Genomic DNA, 19,338 nt, shown 5'->3' with positions numbered 1-19,338 from the left:
CCGGAGCGGCGGCCGGTGGTCCGGTGGACGGGGAGGGGCCTGGGCTCGGTGGTCCGGTGGACGGGGAGGCGGGCTGGGTTCGCTGGTCCGGAGCGCGGAGCGGTGGCCTGGGTTCGGCGGTCCGGTGGACACGGCGGGCGGCCGCGCGTCGGTAGTCCCGGTGGACCCAGCGGGCGGCCTTGCCTCGGCGGTCCGATGCGCGGCTACGACATGTCCCGCATCCTGCCGATCTCGCTCGTCTGCTGTGCGATCACGTCGTCGGCCATCTCCTCGATCTGGATGTTGTTGCCCTGGGCCTTCACATCCGTCGCCATGGTGATCGCGCCCTCGTGGTGGGTGATCATCAGCGTCAGGAAGAGCTGGTCGAACGCCTTGCCCTCGGCGGCACGCAGCTTCTTCAGCTGCGCCTCCGTCGCCATGCCGGGCATCGCCTCGTGCGCGTGCTCGGTGGCGGTCTTCTCCCCGTCGTTCGCCTTGAGCCAGCCCTCCATGGTCTTGATCTCCGGCCCCTGGGCGGCCGCGATCCGCTCGGCGAGCGCCTTCACCGGGCGCGACTCGGCCTTTTTCGGGGCCAGTTGGGTCATCTCCAGCGCCTGCGTGTGATGCTCGATCATCATCCGCGCGTACGCGAGGTCCGCCGAGTTGGGTGTGTCGTCGTCCATCCGCTGTTTCGCCGCGTCCTCGGCGGAGAGGGTCTCGGCCGCCTCGCCGGGCTTGCCGGGCACGATCACGGAAGGCCCGCCCGTCGTGGCGGACTTGGTCTCGGAGCCGGAGTCGCAGCCGCCCAGCGCGAGCACGACGAGCGCCAGTGACGCCGTGACCAGGGGCGCGTGGGACGGACGGCGGAACAACACAGCGACCTCCTGCGGCACACGAACGGGCGGACACCTCAAGGATGTTGATGACCGTCCTAGCACGCGGCTGAACCTGAATGATCAGAAACTTTCATTACGACTACGTTGCTGTCTGTTGATCTGTGCATGGTGAAGACGATACTGCGGGGTGTGCGTGAACCGTTCGACTGCGAACGGCTACAAGGGAGGACGCAGTGACCCTGTTGAAAGACCCCCGAACGCGGCACAGACGTCTGGGAGTTGCCGCGGCCGCGGCCGGACTCCTGGCCGCGCTGCTCACGACAGGCCCGGCGGCCGCGACCCCCGACCCCGGGGACGGTCCCGCCGCGCAGAAGAAGGTCTCCCAGAGCGACGAGGCCGTCGCCGAGGCGGCCATAGCGAGCGGTGAGATACCCGGGCAGGACGAGATCGTCCACTCGGACAACATCGAGCACCTCGCGAACATCCCGAAGGAGGCGCTGCCCAACTTCAACTCGGACCTCGCCTTCCAGGGCAACTACGCCTTCGCGGGTAACTACGACGGCTTCCGCATCTTCGACATCCGGAACCCGAAGGCCCCCAAGACGGTCGCCCAGGTGCTCTGCCCCGGTTCGCAGAACGACATCTCCGTCTCGGGCAACCTGCTCTTCCTGTCCACCGACTCCTCGCGCAGCGACAACTCGTGTGCGAGCACCTCGCAGCCCGCGACCGAGAAGTCGTCGTGGGAGGGCATGAAGATCTTCGACATCAGCGACAAGGCGAACCCGAAGTACGTCGCCGCCGTCGAGACCGCCTGCGGCTCGCACACCCACACGCTGGTGCCGGAGCGCAAGAACGTCTACGTCTACGTCTCCTCGTACTCGCCGAGCGCCACCTTCCCCGACTGCCAGCCGCCGCACGACGGCATCTCGGTCATCAAGGTGCCTCGGAAGTCCCCCGAGAAGGCCGCGGTCGTCGGCTTCCCCGTCCTCTTCCCCGGTGAGGGAACCGACGGTGGCGGCAACCCGGGCTCGCCCACCAACCCGGGCGTCTCCAAGACCACCGGCTGCCACGACATCACGGTCCTGCCGTCGAAGGACCTGGCCGCTGGCGCCTGCATGGGCGACGGCATCCTCTTCTCCATCAAGGACCCGGCGAACCCGAAGGTCATCGACAGGGTCCAGGACAACGTGAACTTCGCGTTCTGGCACTCGGCGACCTTCAACCAGGACGCCGACAAGGTGGTGTTCACCGATGAGCTGGGCGGCGGTGGCGCGGCCACGTGCAGCGCGGCCGTCGGTCCCAACCGCGGTGCCGACGGCATCTACGACATCGTGGGCAAGGGTGACAAGCGCAAGCTCGTCTTCAAGAGCTACTACAAGATCCCCCGTTACCAGGCGGAGACCGAGAACTGCGTCGCCCACAACGGCTCGATCATCCCGGTCAAGGGCAAGGACCTCATGGTCCAGGCCTGGTACCAGGGCGGTATCTCCGTGTGGGACTTCACCAACTCGGCCAAGCCCAAGGAGATCGCCTACTTCGAGCGCGGCCCGCTGAGCACCGACGCACTCTCGGTCGGCGGTTCGTGGTCGGCGTACTACTACAACGGCTACATCTACTCGAACGACATCATCAAGGGCTTCGACGTACTGAAGCTCAGCGACCGGCGCACCGACCCGGCGAAGCGGGTCAAGCTGCGCGAGCTCAACGTCCAGACGCAGCCGGACTACTTCGACTGACCGTCGAGTCGATCGGACCGGTCCTCGGACCGAGGACCGGATTGTTGACCGGAAGGATCGGCCGGCTGCCGGCCGGTCGCGAAGAACCGTGACAGGTCCGTGTCGGACGTCCCGCCGGGCACCTCGGTGTCCGGCGGGACACCCGACTCCCAGTCCAGGCCGTAGCGTTCGAACAACTCGGCCCGCAGCGTCGGGACCGGCATCGGGACGCCCGGCACCACGGCCGCGTACACCGCGCCCATGAGCAGCGCGCGCAGCAGGGGATAGTCGGCGGCGGGGTCCGCCGAGCCGAAACGGGCGACGGTCTCGCCGAGCAGCTGCGCCAGACGCTGCTGATCCGGGCATTGCACGAATCCCTCGGGCTGGAGAATCCCGGCCATGTGCTGGCGCATCAGAACCGGCTGCTCCCGGGCGAGTCCCAGCACCGCGTCGATGGCCCGCGCCATCCGCTCCCGGCCGTCCCCGGAAGCCGGCTCGCGCTCCAGCGCCTCTTCCAGCGTGCGGTGCATCAGCCGGTGCACGGCGGACTGCACGAGCTGGCGCTTGCCGGGGAAGTAGTACGACACCAGTCCGCGCGCCGATCCCGCGCGATCCGCGATGTCCCCGAGCGTCGTCGACTCGTAGCCGCGCTCGCTGACCAGTTCCACCGCGGCCTGGAGGAGCCGCTCCCGGGAACGCCGCCGTAACTCTTCATTGACGGATCGGCTGCGCGGGGACATTCTGAAACTCCTGCGTTGACTGGTTGTCAGCCAACTATACTCAGTGCGTCCGGACCGAGACCCTCCGTGGGTCGGCTCCGGGCTGCGTCCGCCTCGGGTGACGCGGGGGATCATCCGAGGCGGACGTGCGGGATCTCAGCCGACCAGGCCGAGTACCGGCCGCAGCCCGTCCGGGCGCTCGGCCGCCGGCTGATGGTCCACGAAGTGCACGGCACAGCCCAGCGCCGCCGCACCTCCGTCCGCGTGACGGTTGTCGCCCACCATCAGTGTGTCCTCGGGCGCGACTCCCAGAGCGTCGCACGCGGTCGTGAACAGCCGCGGATCCGGCTTCTGGACGCCGTGCTCGTACGACAGGACGTACGCGCCGACGTGACGGTCGAGCCCGTGGGCGCGGAAGACGGGCCGCAGGTCCCAGCCGATGTTGCTGACCACGGCGACCGCGATCCCGCGCTCCCGCAGGTCGCCCAGTACCTCGTCCGCGTCCGGGTAGGGCAGCCACGCCTCCGGGGCCATGTGGCGCTCGTACAGGGCGTCGTGCAGCCGGGGATCGGGCAGCGTCACCCCACGGGAGAGCCCGGTGTAGGCGGCCCGGTGCGACTGAGTGCTCTCGTCGCGGACCGCCCACACGTCGGCGAGGTCGTCCGGGAGCGGCCCCGCCGGGGAGGCCCCGCCTGGGAGCGCGCCCGCCGACTCCAGGTCCCGGGCGAAGCGGACCAGCTCCCGCTCGGACAGCGGGATACCGGCCTCCGCGAGCACCGCCCGCAGCCAGGACTCGGTCGATTCGACGCGGAAGAGCGTTCCGGAGAAGTCGAAGAGCACGCCTTTGATCGTCATGAGGGTGATCCTTCGCGGCGCGGCCCGCACCGGTCAAGGCTGCCTCGGCGCGGCCCATCGCTCGTACGAGCCCACCGCCAGCGCGACGAGCAAGGCCCCGAGAAGCCAGCCGCCCACGACGTCCGACGGCCAGTGGACGCCCAGCCAGACCCGGGTCAGACCGACGCCCAGGACGGAGGCCACGGCCAGCGCGAGTGCCGTACGCCGCAGGGTGCGTCCGGCGCCGTACAGGTGCAGCAGCCACAGCAGCAGCCCGCACACCACCGCGGCCGTCATGGCGTGCCCGGAGGGGAAGGCTGCGTAGTGCGCCGAGTCGACAGGGTCGGTCCAGACGGGGCGTTCACGGCCGATCAGCCACTTCAGCCCCTGCTGCACCACGCTGCCCAGCACACAGGTGGCCGTCACCCACAGGGCCGGCCCCCACGCGCGATGTCTCCACACCAGCCAGACCACGACGGCCGCGCAGAGCGCGCGCATGGCCCAGGGGTCCCACACCCAGTCCGTCAGGATGCGGAACGTGTGGGTGAGGCCGGGTTCGTCGACCGCCCAGGGGTGTGCGGCGCGGGCGATCTCGTCGTCGAGGTCGAGCAGCGGGCGCCAGGAGAACGCCACCAGCAGGAGAAGCAGTACGCAGGGTACGGCGAGAGCCGCCGCGGTGCGCGCGGCGTTGTGCGGGCCCGGCGTGTGTGGAGGTGAGTCGACAGGCGGGGAGTGCATGGAACGATCCTCGCCGACGTGCGGGGTCGGATGCCAACCCCGGGCCGCTCGGGGTGGGCGTGGCCGCTGGGCTCAGCGCCCGGCCGGCCCGGTCAGGTCAGCGCCCGCAACCCCGGCACGAACGTCACCAGTACCGGGATCACCGGCACCAGCGCGGCGGCCGCGGTCAACCGCAGGCGCCTTGCCGCGGTGAGCCGGTCCGGGGGAGTGAGCAGGCGGTGCACCCGGTGCGGGACATGGGCGTGCGGGGTGGCGCCGGGGCCGAACACGCCCCGGTCCTCGTTGAGTTCGACCAGGGCGAGGGCGATCGTGAGGCGGCCGAAGCGGCGTGAGGCCATGTCGTCGGCGGAGAGTTCGACCAGCCGGTGCATCTCGTCACGGAACGCGGCGAAGACCGGAACCTGCGGGAACCCGTTGGCCAGCGCGCCCGAGCAGTGCAGCAGCCAGTCGTGCCGTGCCCGCGCGTGTCCCTGCTCATGGGCGAGCACGGCATCCAGCTGGCGGCCCTTGAGACGCCGCAGTGCGCCTGTGGTGACCACCAGTTGGGGCGCAGAGCCGGGCAGCCACCAGGCGTCCGGCCGCTCACCCTCCAGGACCACCAGCCGGTCGGCGGCGGGCTCCTCGCCGGGCAACAGCGGGGCGCGCGACAGGAGTTCGGTCCGGTTCTGGCGACGGCGGGCCCGGGCCCTGGCGATCTCGCGGACCAGCATCGCCGCGGTCCACACGCCACCGCACGCGAGCGTCACGGCGGTCGTCGCGGCCCACGGACCACCGGTGCTCAGCGCGTAGGCGTCCACGACCGAGTGCGGTGCCGGACCGAACACATGGCCTCGCACCACCACCCAGGCGGCGGCCGCGCTCAGCGTCATCGACAGCGCACAGCACAGCAGAACGGCCGCCACCACGCACTGCCACACCCACAGCGCCACCACCGGTTCGCGGTCCACCCAGTCCGCCCGTGAGAGCAGTCGCGGAGCAACCATGGCGGCAAGGGCGCCGAGCAGCAACAGTGCCGCGGGGACCATCATGGCTGAAGCCTATGAGCGGGGTGTCGCCGGAGGATACGGGCCGCGACGGCAAGTGACGTACGCCACGACCTTCCGGGTCCACCGGGCGCCGGCGTCAGAGCGTGACCAGCATGGCGAGCATCGCGATCCCCATGGACAGCCGGCAGGCCTGTGACAGTTCCGGGCGGTCGGCCCAGCCGACGGTTCCGCTGCCGCCGGCCACGGAGGTCAACGGCAGCAGGCGCAGGCCCGAACGCAGCACGTATCCGGTGAAGTAGAGCAGGAGCGCCCCGGTCAGCAACGGCACCCCCGTACCGCCGTGGCCGTGGTGACCGGGAGAGGCGGCCATCGCCCCGGCCATGTAGGCCATCGCGCAGACACCCACCAGGTGGTGGGCGTGGTGCGGGCTCGTACGGGCCACCCACAGGCCACGGACCGCCGCCGCGCCGAAGACCGCCGCGTAGGCGAGCCAGGCCCAGCGCGGCGGCGCGGCCACCGCCGCGGGCACGGCCATCGCGGCCATGCCGAAGCCCATGAGCGCCTCACCGCCCGCGGTGCGGCGCTGCTCCTCGACGGAACTGCGCATCCGCAGCAGGCAGTACGCCCCGGTCGCCGCGCACAGCGCGACGAGCAGCCAGCCGGGCGAAGCCGGTCCGTGCATCGCACACCTCCCGCTCGACGGCGTAGTACATCGGACATTCGGTCAGGACATGCCCCGCCCGGACAGGGCGCAAGCGAGCGCAAGGGCGTACATGGGGGAGCGTTATGAGCGCATCGGTGATGACGCGCTGAAAGCGCCGGCAGCGGCCCAGGAGCAGGGAGACCAGATAGTTCACAAGTAAAACACCTGCTAATCTTGTCGTCATGAGCAGTGCGACACCCTCCCGTCCCCCACGTGCCCCGCGTCTCCCGCTGGCGGGTGTCCTGCGCGTCGGCCGCCCTTCCGACATCTGGTTCAAGCCCGCACTGAGCGTCGTCGCCGCGGTCGCCCCGCTGAACCTGCTGCTCGTGGCACTCGGCCGGCTCGACCTGGCGATGTACACGATGGCCGGGTCGCTCTGCGCGCTCTACGCCCACCAGCGGCCGTACGCCGCCCGGGCCCGCGCCCTCGCCTGGGTGGTGCTCGCCATGCTCGGCGGGACGGCCGTCGCCCTCGTCACAGCCTCGCTGACCACCGACGCCGTCGTGCTGGTCGCCGTCGGCGCGCTGCTCGCCGCCGTCCAGAAGACCCTGTGCGACGCCACGCGCGTCGGGCCGCCCGGACACCTGATCCTCACCTTCATCAGCTCCGCGTCCCTCTTCGCACCACAGACCCTGAGCCAGGTCCCGGGCCATCTCGCCCTGACCGCCGGAGCGGGCCTCTGGGCCTGGATCGTCGCCATGGCCCCCGGGCTGCTCCGTCCGCACGGCCCGGAGCGTCGCGCCACCGCGCTCGCGCTGAACGCCGCCGCGGCCTACGCGCAGACCCGGGGGAGTCGCGAGGAGGCCGCCGGTGCCCGCGCCGCCGCGGTCGCCGCCGTGCACGGCGCCTGGCAGTCACTGCTCTCCACCGGCGCGCGCTCCGTTCCCCGGCGCGCCCTCGAACGGCTCGTCGTCCGCGCCGAGGTCGCCCTGGCCGCACCCGCCGGCACCGACCCCGAGCGGCTGCGCGCCTGGGCCCGCGGGCTGCGCGGCACCGGTCCGGTGCCACGGCCGGACGACCTCGCGGAGACCGCGGACGAAATCCTCGGTGTCGAAGCCGAACTCGCCTTCGGGCAAAGGCCGTTGCTGCGCCGCCTCGGCCCGCTCGGGCCCATCGCCCTGCGCACCGCGCTCGGCTGCGCCCTCGCCGGATACGCCTCACTGGCACTCGGAGTCGGCCGCCCCTACTGGGCTCTGGTCACCGCGGCCTCCCTCTACCAGGCCAACGTCACCCTGACCTGGAGCCGGAGTGTGCAGCGCGTCGTCGGCAACCTGGCAGGCGTGCTGGTCTTCGCGGCGGTCGTCCCGCTCGCCCATCTCGGCGACGCGGTCCTCGTGCTCTGCGTCCTCGCCTGCGCCTTCGGTGCCGAAGCGCTCATCAGCCGCAACTACTGGCTCGGCAGCCTGTGCGTGACCCCCATGGCGCTGCTGATCACCGAGTTCACGCGCACCCAGCAACCCGGCCGGCTCATCACCGACCGAGTCGTCGACACCCTTGTCGGCGCGCTGGTCGGCTTCGCCGCCGCTGTCGCGGTCACCAACCGGCGGGCCGGCGACAGCGTCGAGCACGCGCTCCTGGCGGTGGAACACGCCCGCGAGCACGCCGCCCGGGTCCTCGCCCGCGACCACCCCGAGCCCGGCACGCTGGAGTCCGCCCGCCGCGGCCTCGCCGCCACCCTCGTCGACCTCCGTGCCACCGTCGACACGGCGGCCGGCGAATGGTGGCAGCGCGCCCTGCCCGAGGACCGGCTGATGCCGGTCGAACACGCCGCACACCGTACGCTCGCGGCGACGGTACGACGGCAGGGACTGCACTCCTTGGAGGGCGCACGGGCATGACGGCAGCGAACGGGCGGGCGACGGACGGGGACGCCCAGGCGGGGCGGAGGGAGCGCGCGGGCACCGGCTCGGGATGGAGGGCGGGGTCCGGCGACACCATGGCCGCGGTCGTGCGGCAGTGGCAGGAGGTGCGGCCCGATCTCGACACCGGGCCCATGGAGGTCATCGGCCGGATCAACCGCTGTGCGGCCCTGCTTCAGCAGGCGGAGGACGCCCCGCTGCGCCGTGCCGGGCTGACCCGGCCCGAGTTCGACGTCCTCGGCACCCTGCGGCGCACCGGACACGAGCTGACCCCGAGCGAACTCGCCCGGGAGACCTTCTCCTCCGGCGCCGCCGTCACCAAGCGCCTGAAGCAGCTGACCGAACGGGGACTGGTGGAGCGGCGCGGTGACACCCGTGACCGCCGGGTCGCGCATGTCCGGCTGACCGACGAGGGCCGCGAACTCGTGGACGGCATCCTCCCCGAGCAGCTCTCCTACGAGACGACCGTCCTGTCGGGGACCGACCTCGGCCGACAGCGCGAACTGGCCGACCTGCTCGCCGAGTTGCTCGGCCAGCTGGAGGGCCGCCTCGGGATGCCACGCGCCTGACTCCTCGCCCGTGCGCCGACCGGGTCAGCGGCGAACCCGGTACGGACGCAAGCCGGACCCTCAGGGGCGGTACCGCAACGGATGGTCGTCCGGGGTCTCCACGAGCGCGATCTCCGTGCCGTCCGGATCCGCGATCCACATCTCGATCAGCCCCCACGGCTCCTTCACCGGCGGACGCAGCACCTCGACACCGGCGGCGACCAGTTCCTCGTGCGCCGCCTTCGCGTCCGCGACCTGGAGCCACAGCTTGACCGCGGGGGACGGTGGCGTCTCGGAGCGCCCCGAGACCTCCAGGAACCCGCCGCCGAGGAAGTAGACGGTGCCGCGTTCGGGGCCCGTACCGAACTCGCGGTACACGGCGAGGCCCAGCTTCCCGCCGTAGAAGGCCCGGGAACGCTCGGGGTCGGTGGGGCGCAGGAGGATTCGGCTGCTCAGTACATGCACCATGAGGCCGCAGCCTAGGCGAGGGTTAGGCTCGTCGGTGCCTGGCCCGCCGCCGAACGGAAGAGACCGCTTCATGGACACCGCCGCCTCCACCGGACTGACCTTCCGCGACGCCGCCGACAGCGATGTGGACGCTCTGGTCGCGTTGATCGAGTCGGCCTACCGCGGGGACTCCAGCAGGACCGGCTGGACCACCGAAGCGGACATTCTCGAGGGGCAGCGGACCGATCCCGAGGGCGTGCTCGCGGTCATCAAGTCGCCCGACAGCCGGCTGCTGACCGTCGAGCGGGACGGATCGGTCGTTGCCTGCTGCCAGCTCGAACACCGCGGCGACCACGCCTACTTCGGCATGTTCGCGGTCAGTCCCGCCCTCCAGGGCGCCGGCCTCGGCAAGGTGATCATCGCCGAGGCGGAGCGGCACGCGCGCGAGACCTGGGGCGTCGTGGAGATGCACATGACGGTGATCTCCGTACGGGAGGACCTGATCGCCTGGTACGAGCGTCGCGGCTACCGCCGTACGGGAAAGATGACCCCCTTCCCGTACGGCGACGAGCGCTTCGGTATCCCGCAGCGCGACGACCTCCGGTTCGAGCTGCTGGTCAAGCCCCTCGCATAGTCGTCACGCCAGGTGTCGAACCGACACGGCTACGCGGTGAAGCGGCCGGTGCGCTTGATCTCGGGATAGTCGGTGGTCGCGCCGTCCAGTCCGAGGGCGCGCACCAGCCGCAACTGGTCCTGGGTGTTCACCACCCAGCCGATGATCCGCAGGTCGGCCTTGCGGGCGTGCTCGACGACCTCCAGGGTCAGCCGGCGGACGTTGAGACAGACGGTCGCGGCGCCGACGTCCACGGCGCGGTCCACGACGTCGGTGCCGTACCGGCTCGCGATCAGCGCGGTGCGGACGCCCGGCACGAGACGGGTGATCTCGTCGACCGCCTCGTCGTGGAACGACGACACCTCGACCTGCCCGACCAGGTCACGCCGGTGCATGACCTCGGCCAGCGCCCGCGCCGCCGCCACGTCCTTCACCTCGGCCTGGAGCGGCGTCGTGATGGCGTCAAGGACCTCCTCGAAGATGGGAACCCTCTCACCGCGCCCCGCGTCCAGCGCGCGCAGTTCGGCGAGCGTCTTCTCGGCGATCGGCCCCGACCCGTCGGTCGTACGGTCCACTTCGGCGTCGTGCATGACGACGAGGGCGCCGTCCTTGCTCAGATGCAGATCGAGTTCGATCAGGTCGAGGCCCGCGTGCTGGGCGGCGAGGAAGGAACGGAGGGTGTTCTCGGGTTCGACACCCATGACTCCGCGGTGACCGATGGTGAGGAAGTTCAAGACGCGACTCGCTTCCGTCGACGGCGGCTCGGCTCGCGCGTGGTTCCGACGGCGGCGCCCACGCGGCAGGGCCGCAGCCTAGTGGCCCTGCTCTGCGATGTACCCGCTCGTACGCGGGCCAATGGCCCCGCCGGTCAGGGGAGACCCGCCTCGCGTCGCCGGTCCGGGTCACTCCGCGGTGGGCGCGTCACGGCGACGGTTGACCCCCCGGGGGCTCCCTCGCCGCTCCTCGCGGTGCTTAGCAGCAACAGCCGCATCCCCGGTTAATGACAGGAAAAAAGGCCGTGAAGGAGCGAGTGTGCAGGATAATGTCCCGAGATTCTGCTTGCAGGAAGGAACTACGTACGCATACGGTGTTCTAACGCGAGGTTCTCCTGTGGAGGGTGGGACATGACGGAAATTCTTGTGCAGGTGGGTGCGGAGGAGCGGGTCCCTCCCGTGGTCAGGGTGGTGGAGCACCCGGCCTGGCCCGTGCTCAAGAATGCCGTGGAGGAGATCCGGCCGTGGCAGGCCAAGGACGGCTCCATCGACTTCGACGCGGAGGGCGCGCCTGACGCGTCCGACGCCCGGCTCGCCGTCCGCCGTGCCGTCGACGCGATCGAGCGGCTCGCCCCGCTGCTGCCGCACGACGCCGCCTACCACGAGGCACTCGCGAAGGATCTGCGCCGCTGGGCCGACGGCGGCTTCCAGGTGCCCGACTTCCTCGACTCGCTGCTGGCCTTCCAGCCCGCCGCACACCGCGAGGACGGCCTCCAGCACCTGGTCGTGTTCCCGATGTACACGCAGAACGGCAACCCGGACCGCAACCTCGAAGCGGTCGTGCTGCGCATGGTCTGGCCGGACTGGCTGGCCGACCTGGAGCGCACCCGCTACGACAACCCGCTGTTCTGCGGCATCACCTTCGAGGACTTCACGGCCGGATACGACACCAACTCGGCGGTTCTCTTCCCGGAGACCATCGCGGTGCGCGAGGCACCCGAGCGCTTCTCCTGGGGCGGCATCTTCTGCGACCGCGAGGCCGCCCGCTTCCGCGCCGTCACCGACGCCGCCGTGGGCATCCTCGGTCTGGAGCTGCCCGTGGACATCGCCGCGATGGTCGACGACCAGGCGCGCTGTGAGCAGGCCTTCGTGCTCTGGGACATGGTCCACGACCGCACCCACAGCCATGGTGACCTGCCCTTCGACCCCTTCATGATCAAGCAGCGCCAGCCGTTCTGGATGTACGGCCTGGAGGAGCTGCGCTGCGACCTCACCGCCTTCAAGGAGGCCGTGAAGCTGGAGGCCGACGGCTTCCCGCAGGGCCGCGACGTGCAGTACGCGATGCTCTTCGACCGGATGTTCCGCTTCCCGGTCACCGGCGAGCGCGTCCGCAACTACGACGGCCTCGGCGGTCAGCTGCTCTTCGCGTATCTCCACAAGCACGACGTCGTCCGCTGGACCGACAACAAGCTGCACATCGACTGGCAGCGCGCACCGCAGGTCACCAACCAGCTCTGCGCGGAGATCGAGGACCTCTATCGCGCGGGCATCGACCGCCCCAAGCTCGTCCACTGGTTCAAGGCGTACGAGCTGGTCGCCACCTACCTCGCCCCGCACCCGGGTTCCCGCTGGGCCAAGGGCCCGGACGCCCTGGATCTGACCCTGCCGCCGCGAAAGCTCGTGGACGACGTGCTTCCGGACGAGTTTCCCCTGAGCATGTTCTATGAGGCGCTCGCCAAGAAGCTGAAGCACGTGATCGCCTCGACCAGGGGCATCACCGCGGCGAACGCCGAGCGGGTCGCCGCGTGACTGCCCGTGCCGAGGACGTATCGGAGGCGAAGGCGATGTCCAACGGAAACGGCGACGGAGCACTCAGCGGAGCGGTGATCGCGGTGGCGGGCGCCGGAGGCCCCGCGGGCCGCGCGACACTCCTGCGGCTCGCCGAGGCGGGCGCCACCGTCGTCGGCTCGGACAACGATCCCGAGCGTCTCGCGGAGGCCGTGGACGCGGCCAGCTACGCGCACGGCGGCGCCACCGTCGTCGGTGACACGGTCGACCTGCTCGACCTCCAGTCGACCCGTGACTGGGCCACCCGCGTCGAGAAGGAGTTCGGCCGCGTCGACGGCCTGGTCCACCTCGTCGGCGGCTGGCGGGGCAGCGAGACCTTCACCAAGACGGTTCTCGACGACTGGGACCTGCTCGAACTGCTGCTCATCCGCACCGTGCAGCACACGTCCCTGGCCTTCCACGAGGCGTTGCAGCGCAGCGAACGCGGCCGGTATGTCCTGATCAGCGCCGCGGGTGCGAGCAGGCCGACCGCGGGGAACGCCGCGTACTCCGCCGCCAAGGCCGCCGCCGAGGCGTGGACGCTGGCCATGGCCGACTTCTTCCGCAAGGCCGGGGGCGAGCAGGGGCCGACCTCGGCGGCTGCCATCCTGGTCGTGAAGGCACTGGTGCACGACGCGATGCGCGCCGAGCGCCCGAACGCGAAGTTCGCGGGCTTCACGGACGTCAACGAGCTGGCCGAGTCCATCGCCGGCGTCTGGGACAAGCCCGCCGGTGAAGTGAACGGAAAACGTCTGTGGCTGACCGACAAGCCGTGAACCCTCCCAGGACCGATGCCCGGCGTCACCACGACCCGGCCGTCCGGGGCTTCGCCAGCGACAACTACGCGGGGGCCCACCCCGAGGTGCTCGCCGCCCTGGCCCTGGCCAACGGCGGGCACCAGGTCGCCTACGGCGAGGACGACTACACCGCCAACCTCCAGCGCATCGTCCGCAGCCACTTCGGCGCCACCGCGGAGGCCTTCCCGGTCTTCAACGGAACCGGCGCGAACGTCGTCGCCCTCCAGGCCGTCACCGACCGATGGGGCGCGGTGATCTGCGCCGAGAGCGCGCACATCAACGTCGACGAGGGCGGCGCCCCCGAGCGCATGGGCGGCCTCAAACTGCTCACGGTGCCGACCCCCGACGGCAAGCTCACGCCCGAGCTGATCGACCGGCAGGCGTACGGCTGGGACGACGAGCACCGTGCGATGCCGCAGGTCGTCTCGATCACCCAGAGCACCGAACTGGGCACCCTCTACACGCCCGAGGAGATCCGCGCGATCTGCGACCACGCCCACGCGCACGGCATGAAGGTGCACCTGGACGGGTCCCGGATATCCAACGCGGCCGCCTCCCTCGATGTCCCCATGCGGACGTTCACCAACGCGGTCGGCGTCGACATCCTCTCGCTCGGCGGGACCAAGAACGGCGCGCTGTTCGGCGAGGCCGTCGTCGTCATCGACCAGGACGCCGTCAGCCACATGAAGCACCTGCGCAAGCTGTCGATGCAGCTCGCCTCCAAGATGCGCTTCGTCTCCGTGCAGTTGGAGGCGCTGCTCGCCAGGGACCTGTGGCTGCGCAACGCCCGGCACGCCAACGAGATGGCCCAGCGGCTCGCCGAGGGCGTGCGCGCGGTGCACGGCGTGGAGATCCTCTACCCCGTGCAGGCCAACGCGGTCTTCGCGCGCCTTCCGCACGACGTGAGCGAGCGTCTCCAGAAGCGCTACCGCTTCTACTTCTGGGACGAGACAGCGGGCGACGTCCGCTGGATGTGCGCCTTCGACACCACCGAGGACGACGTCGACGGTTTCGTGGCCGCGCTGAAGGAAGAGATGGCGCACCCGTAACCAGGAGATTCACTGCATAGATATGCTGCCACCTGAAAAGTCATTGACTCTCGGGTGGTCGCGTTCCTATGCTCTGCGGGCATGGAGCTGATCCAGAACAACACAGACCTGTCCGCGTATTTGGCCGCCGACGAGGTCATCGACCATCACCATCCGCTGGTGCGCGAGACCGCCGCGCGGCTCGCCAAGGGATCCGTCGACTCGTATGCCTATGCACGGTCCGCGTTCGAATTCGTGCGCGATGAGATCCCGCACTCGCGGGACTCCGGCGACTTGCGCGTCACCTGGCGTGCGTCCGACGTGCTGGAGCGGCGCACCGGGATCTGTTACGCCAAGGCCCACGCCCTGGCCGCGCTGCTGCGAGCCGAGGACATCCCGACGGCGCTGTGCTACCAGAAGTTCGACGAGGTGCACGGGCTCGTCGCCGTGCGGTTCAACGGCGCCTGGCACCGGCAGGACCCTCGCGGCAACAAACCGGGAGTGGATGCCCAGTTCTCCCTGGACGGCGAACGGCTGGCCTTCACCCCTGACCCGGAGTTCAATGAGCTGGACTATCCAGTACTGTACGCTGAACCTCACCCGGTTGTGCTGAGCGTCCTCAAGGCCGCCACCGACCGGCCACACCCCTGGCAGACGCTCCCCACCGCACTCTGAGGCAGGCCATGACCCTCACGCTCACCGTCTCCGACGAGGTGCGCGCGCTCGCACCCGGCTTCACCCATGTCGCCGTCGAGGCGTCCGGACTCGTCAACGGGCCCAGTACCGAAGCGACTTCGGCGCTGCTCGACGACGCGGCCCGCCGTCTGGCCGTACGGCTGGACGGTCGCGCTCCGCACGAGGACCCGCACATGGCGGCCTGGCGGGAGACCTACACGGCGTTCGGCTCCAAGCCCTCTCGGACCCGCAACTCCGCGGAGGCGCTGGCCAAACGAGCCCTGTCGGACGCCGGACTGCCCCGGATCAACGTGCTGGTGGATGTCTACAACGCCATCAGCGTCGCCCACTTGATCCCTGTCGGCGGTGAGGACACCGACCGCATCAAGGGCGGCATGCGCCTGGTGCGCGCCGTGGGCGACGAGGAGTTCGTGACCGTCGCGGGCGGCGAGCAGACCGTCGAACACCCCGACGCGGGCGAGGTGGTGTGGCGGGACGACGCGGGGGTGACCTGCCGCCGCTGGAACTGGCGCCAGGGGCCGCGCACGCGTCTCACCGAGGAGTCGGTCTCAGGGGTCTTCTTGCTGGAGAGCCTGGCGCCGATGCCGGTGGCCGACGTCGCGCGCGCGGGGGCCGAACTCGCCGAACTGCTCGAGAAGTTCAGCCCCGGGGCGCGGATCCACGTCCACGCCCCGGAGTGACGATTCAGCGTGCCTCGGCCGCTTTGACCTCTTCCGGCGTCGGCGCGGTGCCGCCGAGGTGCGCGGGCATCCACCAGGTGTCGTCCGGCCCCTTGGGCCGCACGGGGTAGGCGCGCTGCGCGGCTTCGAGGAGCTCCTGCACGCGGTCACGCAGCCGCCGGGTGATCGCGCCCGCGTACTGGTCCTTCGGGGCCTCGAACGGCTCCCCGACCCGGATGGTGACCGGGATGTGGCTGCGCTTGAAGTTTCGCGGGCGGCCCTTGGTCCACAGCCGCTGGGTGCCCCACACGGCCATCGGGATCAGCGGGACGCCGGCCTCCTGGGCCAGCCGGGCGGCGCCCGACTTGAAGCTCTTCAGGGTGAACGACTGCGAGATGGTGGCCTCGGGGAAGACGCCGATGATCTCGCCGGAGCGCAGTGCCTCCAGTGCGTGGGCGTACGCCGCCTCGCCCTGCTTCCGGTCCACCGGGATGTGCTTCATGTTCCGCATGAGCGGACCGGAGATCCGGTGCCGGAACACCGACTCCTTCGCCATGAAACGCACCAGACGCTTCTGTGGCAGGGCGGCCAGACCGTCGAAGATGAAGTCCATGTAGCCGATGTGGTTGCTGACCAGAACGGCGCCGCCCGAGCGCGGAATGTTCTCCGATCCCTTGCAGTCGATCTTGAGGTCCCAGGCCTTGAACAACGTTTGGGCGAGACCGACGACGGGGCGGTAGACAAGCTCTGCCATGGACGGGGTGGACCCTTCTCTCTGCCTGGGATGGGGTCTCCCGGCGGGCAAGTTACGCAGCCGTAGGTTTACGGCATTGCGCAGATCGTGCCCGAAGAACGGACGAGTGGCCAGCCCCAGTTCCGGTAGTGGGCGAGATTCTCGTCACGTCACCCCTTGATCCACCTCGTACTTTTAACTCCCCTTTACTCCGTGCGTACGGTGAATCGGCGTACGAGCAGGTACATCTCGCACCCCAGGCAGTACCCGAACGCCGCGTTGAGGAACGCGGCCGCCAGCGCGCACGAGGTGGCCACCAGGCCCAGCCATTCAGGTCCCACCGCGTAGCCGACGAGCCCGACGACCGCGAAGGCCAGTCCGACCGCCTGCGCGAACCGGGGCGGCTCGGGCGCCTCGAACTCCGCGGGCGGACCGATCCGCGGGCGTACGGCCTTGCGGAACAGCCAGCCGTACGGGGAGCGCCCTACTCCGCCGGCAGCGCCCAGCGCGAACGCCAGCGTCTGCCAGGCCAGCAGCCAGGGACTGCCGGTGACCAGTACGACCGCCAGCACGAAGGCCGTCACGGCCGCACCGAACCGCGGCCCCCTCACGTCAATTTCCATGAACCAAGCATTCCGCACCGGGCGCGAATCCCGTAACCGGGAATCTTTGCGGTCTCGTGAACGCTTGTCGATGTGATGACCGGACTTGTGGTGTGCGTGGTGGTGCTCGCGGCGGCGAGCGCCTACGGAGTGCTGCATCGGCGGCGGAGCGGGAGGGTGAGGGTGCGCGGGCGTGACGGCGGAAAGCTGCTCGGCGCGGCGGAGTTGGGGGAGGGCCTCGGCGAGCGGGCCACACTCGTCCAGTTCTCCAGTGCCTTCTGCGCCCCCTGCCGGGCGACCCGGCGGGTCCTCACCGAGGTCGCGGAGCTGGTCCCCGGGGTGGCCCACGTGGAGATCGACGCGGAGCACCACCTGGACCTCGTGCGCGAGCTCGATATCCTCAAGACCCCGACCGTGCTCGTGCTCGACGCCGACGGGCGGATCGTGCGGCGGGCGACGGGGCAGCCGCGCAAGGCGGATGTCATCGCCGCACTCGGGGAGGCCGTCTGACCCGTGGTGATCAAGGTGAGGCATCTCCCGGATACCGGAACGCGCTTGACTGTACCGGCCACCTATCGTCAATCTGACCGTATGCCCCCGGAACTCCTTCTTTTCGAGCGCGTCCACGTGGACCTGGCCCGCACCGCGAGTGCGCGCTGTCCGGCCTGTTGAGCAGCCACGGATCATCCCCCGCTCTCGGCACCGCCCGGGCGGGGGACTTCCCACGTCCCCCCTCGCAGAAGGACAGTTCGATGACGGCCAGGCCCGACCTCGGCACGCCCCAGCTCGCCTCCCCCGATCTGCTGCGCTCCGTCTTCAGGCGGCACGCGGCCGGTGTTGCCGTGATCACGGCGACCGGCGGCGAGGGTCCCGTCGGCTTCACCGCCACCTCGCTCACCTCGGTCTCCGCCGAGCCGCCGGTCGTCTCGTTCGGGATCGGCGTCGGCGCCTCCAGCTGGCCGGCGGTCTCCGGGTCCGATCACATCGGCGTACACATACTCGGGGAGCACCAGCGGGAACTCGCCGGCACCTTCGCCAGGAGTGGCGCCGACCGGTTCGGCGCGCCCACCCGTTGGCGTAACGGCCCCGAGGGTGTTCCCGTGCTCGACGACGTCCTCGCGTGGCTGGTCTGCCGTGTCGTGGCGCGGGTGCCCGCGGGGGACCATCGCATCGTCCTGGCCGAGGTCGTCCTCGGTGACCCGTCGGGCGCCGGCCGCCCGCTGCTCTACCACCAGGGGCGCTTCAACGGCCTGCGCGACTGAGCCCGTACGCCCGTGACCGCGCACCGGCCTGACTCGCCGGTCCCGCCCGCAAGTCCCGCTCGCCGGTTACGCAGCGTTGCGAACGTCACAGTTCAAAGCGCTTGCTCAGTGGGCATTCAGTAGGTGTACTGACGAGTAATATTCCGGTCGGAGCGCGGGCCGCCCCGACCGGGATCGGCCGCTTCAGGCGCCTATGCTGCCGATAGAAGGCAGCCAAAAAATGACGATGCAGTAGGAGAGCCGGCGTGAGCTTGAGGATCGTTGTCACTGTGAAGTACGTGCCCGACGCCACCGGCGACCGGCACTTCGCCGATGACCTGACCGTCGACCGTGACGACGTGGACGGTCTTCTCTCGGAGCTCGACGAATACGCGGTCGAACAGGCGCTGCAGATCGCCGACGAAGCCGATGACGCCGAGATCACCGTGCTGACCGTCGGCCCCGAGGACGCGAAGGACGCGCTGCGCAAGGCGCTGTCGATGGGCGCCGACAAGGCCATCCACGTGGAGGACGACGGCCTGCACGGCACCGACGTGATCGGTACGTCGCTGGTGCTGGCGAAGGCCATCGAGAAGGCCGGCTACGACCTGGTCATCTCCGGCATGGCGTCCACCGACGGCACCGCCGGTATCGTCCCGGCCCTCCTCGCCGAGCGGCTGGGCGTCCCGCAGGTCACCCTGCTCTCCGAGGTCTCCGTCGAGGACGGTGTGGTCAAGGGCCGCCGCGACGGCGACTCCGCCTCCGAGCAGCTCGAGGCCTCCCTCCCGGCGGTCGTGTCGGTCACCGACCAGTCGGGCGAGGCGCGTTACCCCTCCTTCAAGGGCATCATGGCCGCCAAGAAGAAGCCGGTGGAGTCCTGGGACCTGGAGGACCTGGAGATCGAGGCGGACGAGGTCGGCCTCGAGGGTTCCTGGACCAAGGTCGACTCCGCGGTCGAGCGCCCCGCGCGCACCGCGGGCACGATCGTCAAGGACGAGGGCGAGGGCGGCAAGCAGCTCGCCGAGTTCCTCGCGGGCCAGAAGTTCATCTAGCGGCCGGGGTTTC

At 70.4% G+C, this 19,338-nt stretch carries 22 protein-coding genes; 12 read left to right on the top strand and 10 right to left on the bottom strand.

The window, feature by feature from the left end:
• Positions 1–203: 203 nt before the first annotated feature.
• Complete coding sequence (locus ACIBLC_RS08800; RefSeq protein ID WP_399210044.1) at positions 204–854, bottom strand: DUF305 domain-containing protein; 651 nt, start codon at positions 852–854, stop codon at positions 204–206.
• Positions 855–1,048: 194 nt separating this feature from the next.
• Between ACIBLC_RS08800 and ACIBLC_RS08795 the strand changes: the two genes are divergently transcribed.
• Positions 1,049–2,551, top strand: a complete 1,503-nt coding sequence (locus ACIBLC_RS08795; RefSeq protein WP_399210043.1) for an LVIVD repeat-containing protein — start codon at positions 1,049–1,051, stop codon at positions 2,549–2,551.
• Here ACIBLC_RS08795 and ACIBLC_RS08790 read toward each other — a convergent pair.
• The 5 genes from ACIBLC_RS08790 to ACIBLC_RS08770 form a co-directional block, all read right to left on the bottom strand.
• Positions 2,539–3,270, bottom strand: a complete 732-nt coding sequence (locus ACIBLC_RS08790) for a TetR/AcrR family transcriptional regulator (RefSeq protein ID WP_399210042.1) — start codon at positions 3,268–3,270, stop codon at positions 2,539–2,541. The two genes, ACIBLC_RS08795 and ACIBLC_RS08790, sit on opposite strands and share 13 nt — an antisense overlap.
• Before the next feature lie 135 nt (positions 3,271–3,405).
• Positions 3,406–4,104 carry an HAD family hydrolase gene (locus tag ACIBLC_RS08785; RefSeq protein ID WP_399210041.1) on the bottom strand — a complete coding sequence of 233 codons (699 nt, stop codon included), beginning with the start codon at positions 4,102–4,104 and terminating at the stop codon, positions 3,406–3,408.
• A gap of 33 nt (positions 4,105–4,137) precedes the next feature.
• Complete coding sequence (locus ACIBLC_RS08780; protein WP_399210040.1) at positions 4,138–4,821, bottom strand: phosphatase PAP2 family protein; 684 nt, start codon at positions 4,819–4,821, stop codon at positions 4,138–4,140.
• A 92-nt stretch (positions 4,822–4,913) separates the two neighbouring features.
• Positions 4,914–5,849 (bottom strand): M56 family metallopeptidase, encoded by a 936-nt coding sequence (locus tag ACIBLC_RS08775; RefSeq protein WP_399210039.1) that lies wholly within the window; start codon positions 5,847–5,849, stop codon positions 4,914–4,916.
• A gap of 94 nt (positions 5,850–5,943) precedes the next feature.
• Positions 5,944–6,489 carry a DUF5134 domain-containing protein gene (locus tag ACIBLC_RS08770; RefSeq protein WP_399210038.1) on the bottom strand — a complete coding sequence of 182 codons (546 nt, stop codon included), beginning with the start codon at positions 6,487–6,489 and terminating at the stop codon, positions 5,944–5,946.
• 203 nt (positions 6,490–6,692) lie between these two features.
• Between ACIBLC_RS08770 and ACIBLC_RS08765 the strand changes: the two genes are divergently transcribed.
• Entirely contained in the window at positions 6,693–8,348 is a 1,656-nt protein-coding gene (locus tag ACIBLC_RS08765) for an FUSC family protein (protein WP_399210037.1), read from the top strand.
• A complete protein-coding gene (locus ACIBLC_RS08760) occupies positions 8,345–8,938 on the top strand; it encodes a MarR family winged helix-turn-helix transcriptional regulator (protein ID WP_399210036.1) in 594 nt (197 codons plus the stop codon). The genes ACIBLC_RS08765 and ACIBLC_RS08760 overlap by 4 nt, the downstream gene beginning before the upstream one ends.
• 60 nt (positions 8,939–8,998) lie before the next feature.
• On the opposite strand, the gene ACIBLC_RS08755 is transcribed toward ACIBLC_RS08760, so the two are convergent.
• Positions 8,999–9,385, bottom strand: coding sequence for a VOC family protein (locus ACIBLC_RS08755; protein WP_399210035.1), 387 nt, complete (start codon positions 9,383–9,385; stop codon positions 8,999–9,001).
• Between the two features lie 70 nt (positions 9,386–9,455).
• Here ACIBLC_RS08755 and ACIBLC_RS08750 point away from each other — a divergent pair, with 70 nt between their 5' ends.
• Positions 9,456–9,998, top strand: coding sequence for a GNAT family N-acetyltransferase (locus tag ACIBLC_RS08750; RefSeq protein ID WP_399210034.1), 543 nt, complete (start codon positions 9,456–9,458; stop codon positions 9,996–9,998).
• A gap of 29 nt (positions 9,999–10,027) precedes the next feature.
• Here ACIBLC_RS08750 and ACIBLC_RS08745 read toward each other — a convergent pair whose 3' ends face one another.
• Complete coding sequence (locus ACIBLC_RS08745) at positions 10,028–10,711, bottom strand: glycerophosphodiester phosphodiesterase (protein ID WP_399210033.1); 684 nt, start codon at positions 10,709–10,711, stop codon at positions 10,028–10,030.
• 390 nt (positions 10,712–11,101) lie between these two features.
• On the opposite strand from ACIBLC_RS08745, the gene ACIBLC_RS08740 reads away from it, so the two are divergent.
• The 5 genes from ACIBLC_RS08740 (at position 11,102) to ACIBLC_RS08720 (ending at position 15,718) form a co-directional block, all read left to right on the top strand.
• Positions 11,102–12,499: a DUF6421 family protein gene (locus ACIBLC_RS08740; RefSeq protein WP_399210032.1), complete on the top strand. Its 1,398-nt coding sequence runs from the start codon at positions 11,102–11,104 to the stop codon at positions 12,497–12,499.
• 35 nt (positions 12,500–12,534) lie between these two features.
• Positions 12,535–13,293, top strand: coding sequence for an SDR family NAD(P)-dependent oxidoreductase (locus ACIBLC_RS08735; protein ID WP_399210440.1), 759 nt, complete (start codon positions 12,535–12,537; stop codon positions 13,291–13,293).
• On the top strand, positions 13,290–14,363 hold the full coding sequence (locus ACIBLC_RS08730; protein ID WP_399210439.1) for a threonine aldolase family protein: 1,074 nt from the start codon (positions 13,290–13,292) through the stop codon (positions 14,361–14,363). The genes ACIBLC_RS08735 and ACIBLC_RS08730 overlap by 4 nt, the downstream gene beginning before the upstream one ends.
• Before the next feature lie 81 nt (positions 14,364–14,444).
• Complete coding sequence (locus ACIBLC_RS08725) at positions 14,445–15,017, top strand: transglutaminase domain-containing protein (protein WP_399210031.1); 573 nt, start codon at positions 14,445–14,447, stop codon at positions 15,015–15,017.
• An 8-nt stretch (positions 15,018–15,025) separates the two neighbouring features.
• Entirely contained in the window at positions 15,026–15,718 is a 693-nt protein-coding gene (locus ACIBLC_RS08720) for a B3/4 domain-containing protein (RefSeq protein WP_399210030.1), read from the top strand.
• 4 nt (positions 15,719–15,722) lie between these two features.
• Here ACIBLC_RS08720 and ACIBLC_RS08715 read toward each other — a convergent pair whose 3' ends face one another.
• Both ACIBLC_RS08715 and ACIBLC_RS08710 read right to left on the bottom strand, forming a co-directional pair.
• The gene (locus ACIBLC_RS08715) at positions 15,723–16,451 is read right to left on the bottom strand and encodes a lysophospholipid acyltransferase family protein (protein ID WP_399210029.1); all 729 of its coding nucleotides are present in this window, start codon (positions 16,449–16,451) and stop codon (positions 15,723–15,725) included.
• A gap of 185 nt (positions 16,452–16,636) precedes the next feature.
• Positions 16,637–17,053, bottom strand: coding sequence for a DUF4395 domain-containing protein (locus tag ACIBLC_RS08710; RefSeq protein WP_399210028.1), 417 nt, complete (start codon positions 17,051–17,053; stop codon positions 16,637–16,639).
• 75 nt (positions 17,054–17,128) lie between these two features.
• On the opposite strand from ACIBLC_RS08710, the gene ACIBLC_RS08705 reads away from it, so the two are divergent.
• From ACIBLC_RS08705 to ACIBLC_RS08695, 3 genes are all read left to right on the top strand, one after another.
• Positions 17,129–17,542: a thioredoxin family protein gene (locus ACIBLC_RS08705; protein WP_399210027.1), complete on the top strand. Its 414-nt coding sequence runs from the start codon at positions 17,129–17,131 to the stop codon at positions 17,540–17,542.
• A 242-nt stretch (positions 17,543–17,784) separates the two neighbouring features.
• Positions 17,785–18,294 carry a flavin reductase family protein gene (locus ACIBLC_RS08700; RefSeq protein ID WP_399210026.1) on the top strand — a complete coding sequence of 170 codons (510 nt, stop codon included), beginning with the start codon at positions 17,785–17,787 and terminating at the stop codon, positions 18,292–18,294.
• A 245-nt stretch (positions 18,295–18,539) separates the two neighbouring features.
• A complete protein-coding gene (locus tag ACIBLC_RS08695; RefSeq protein WP_399210025.1) occupies positions 18,540–19,325 on the top strand; it encodes an electron transfer flavoprotein subunit beta/FixA family protein in 786 nt (261 codons plus the stop codon).
• The last annotated feature ends 13 nt before the right edge of the window (positions 19,326–19,338 follow it).

This window comes from Streptomyces sp. NPDC050535, assembly GCF_044457665.1.
Lineage (GTDB): Bacteria > Actinomycetota > Actinomycetes > Streptomycetales > Streptomycetaceae > Streptomyces.
The sequence above is the reverse complement of the archived record's forward strand: the minus strand, read 5'-3'. Positions and strand labels throughout refer to the sequence as shown.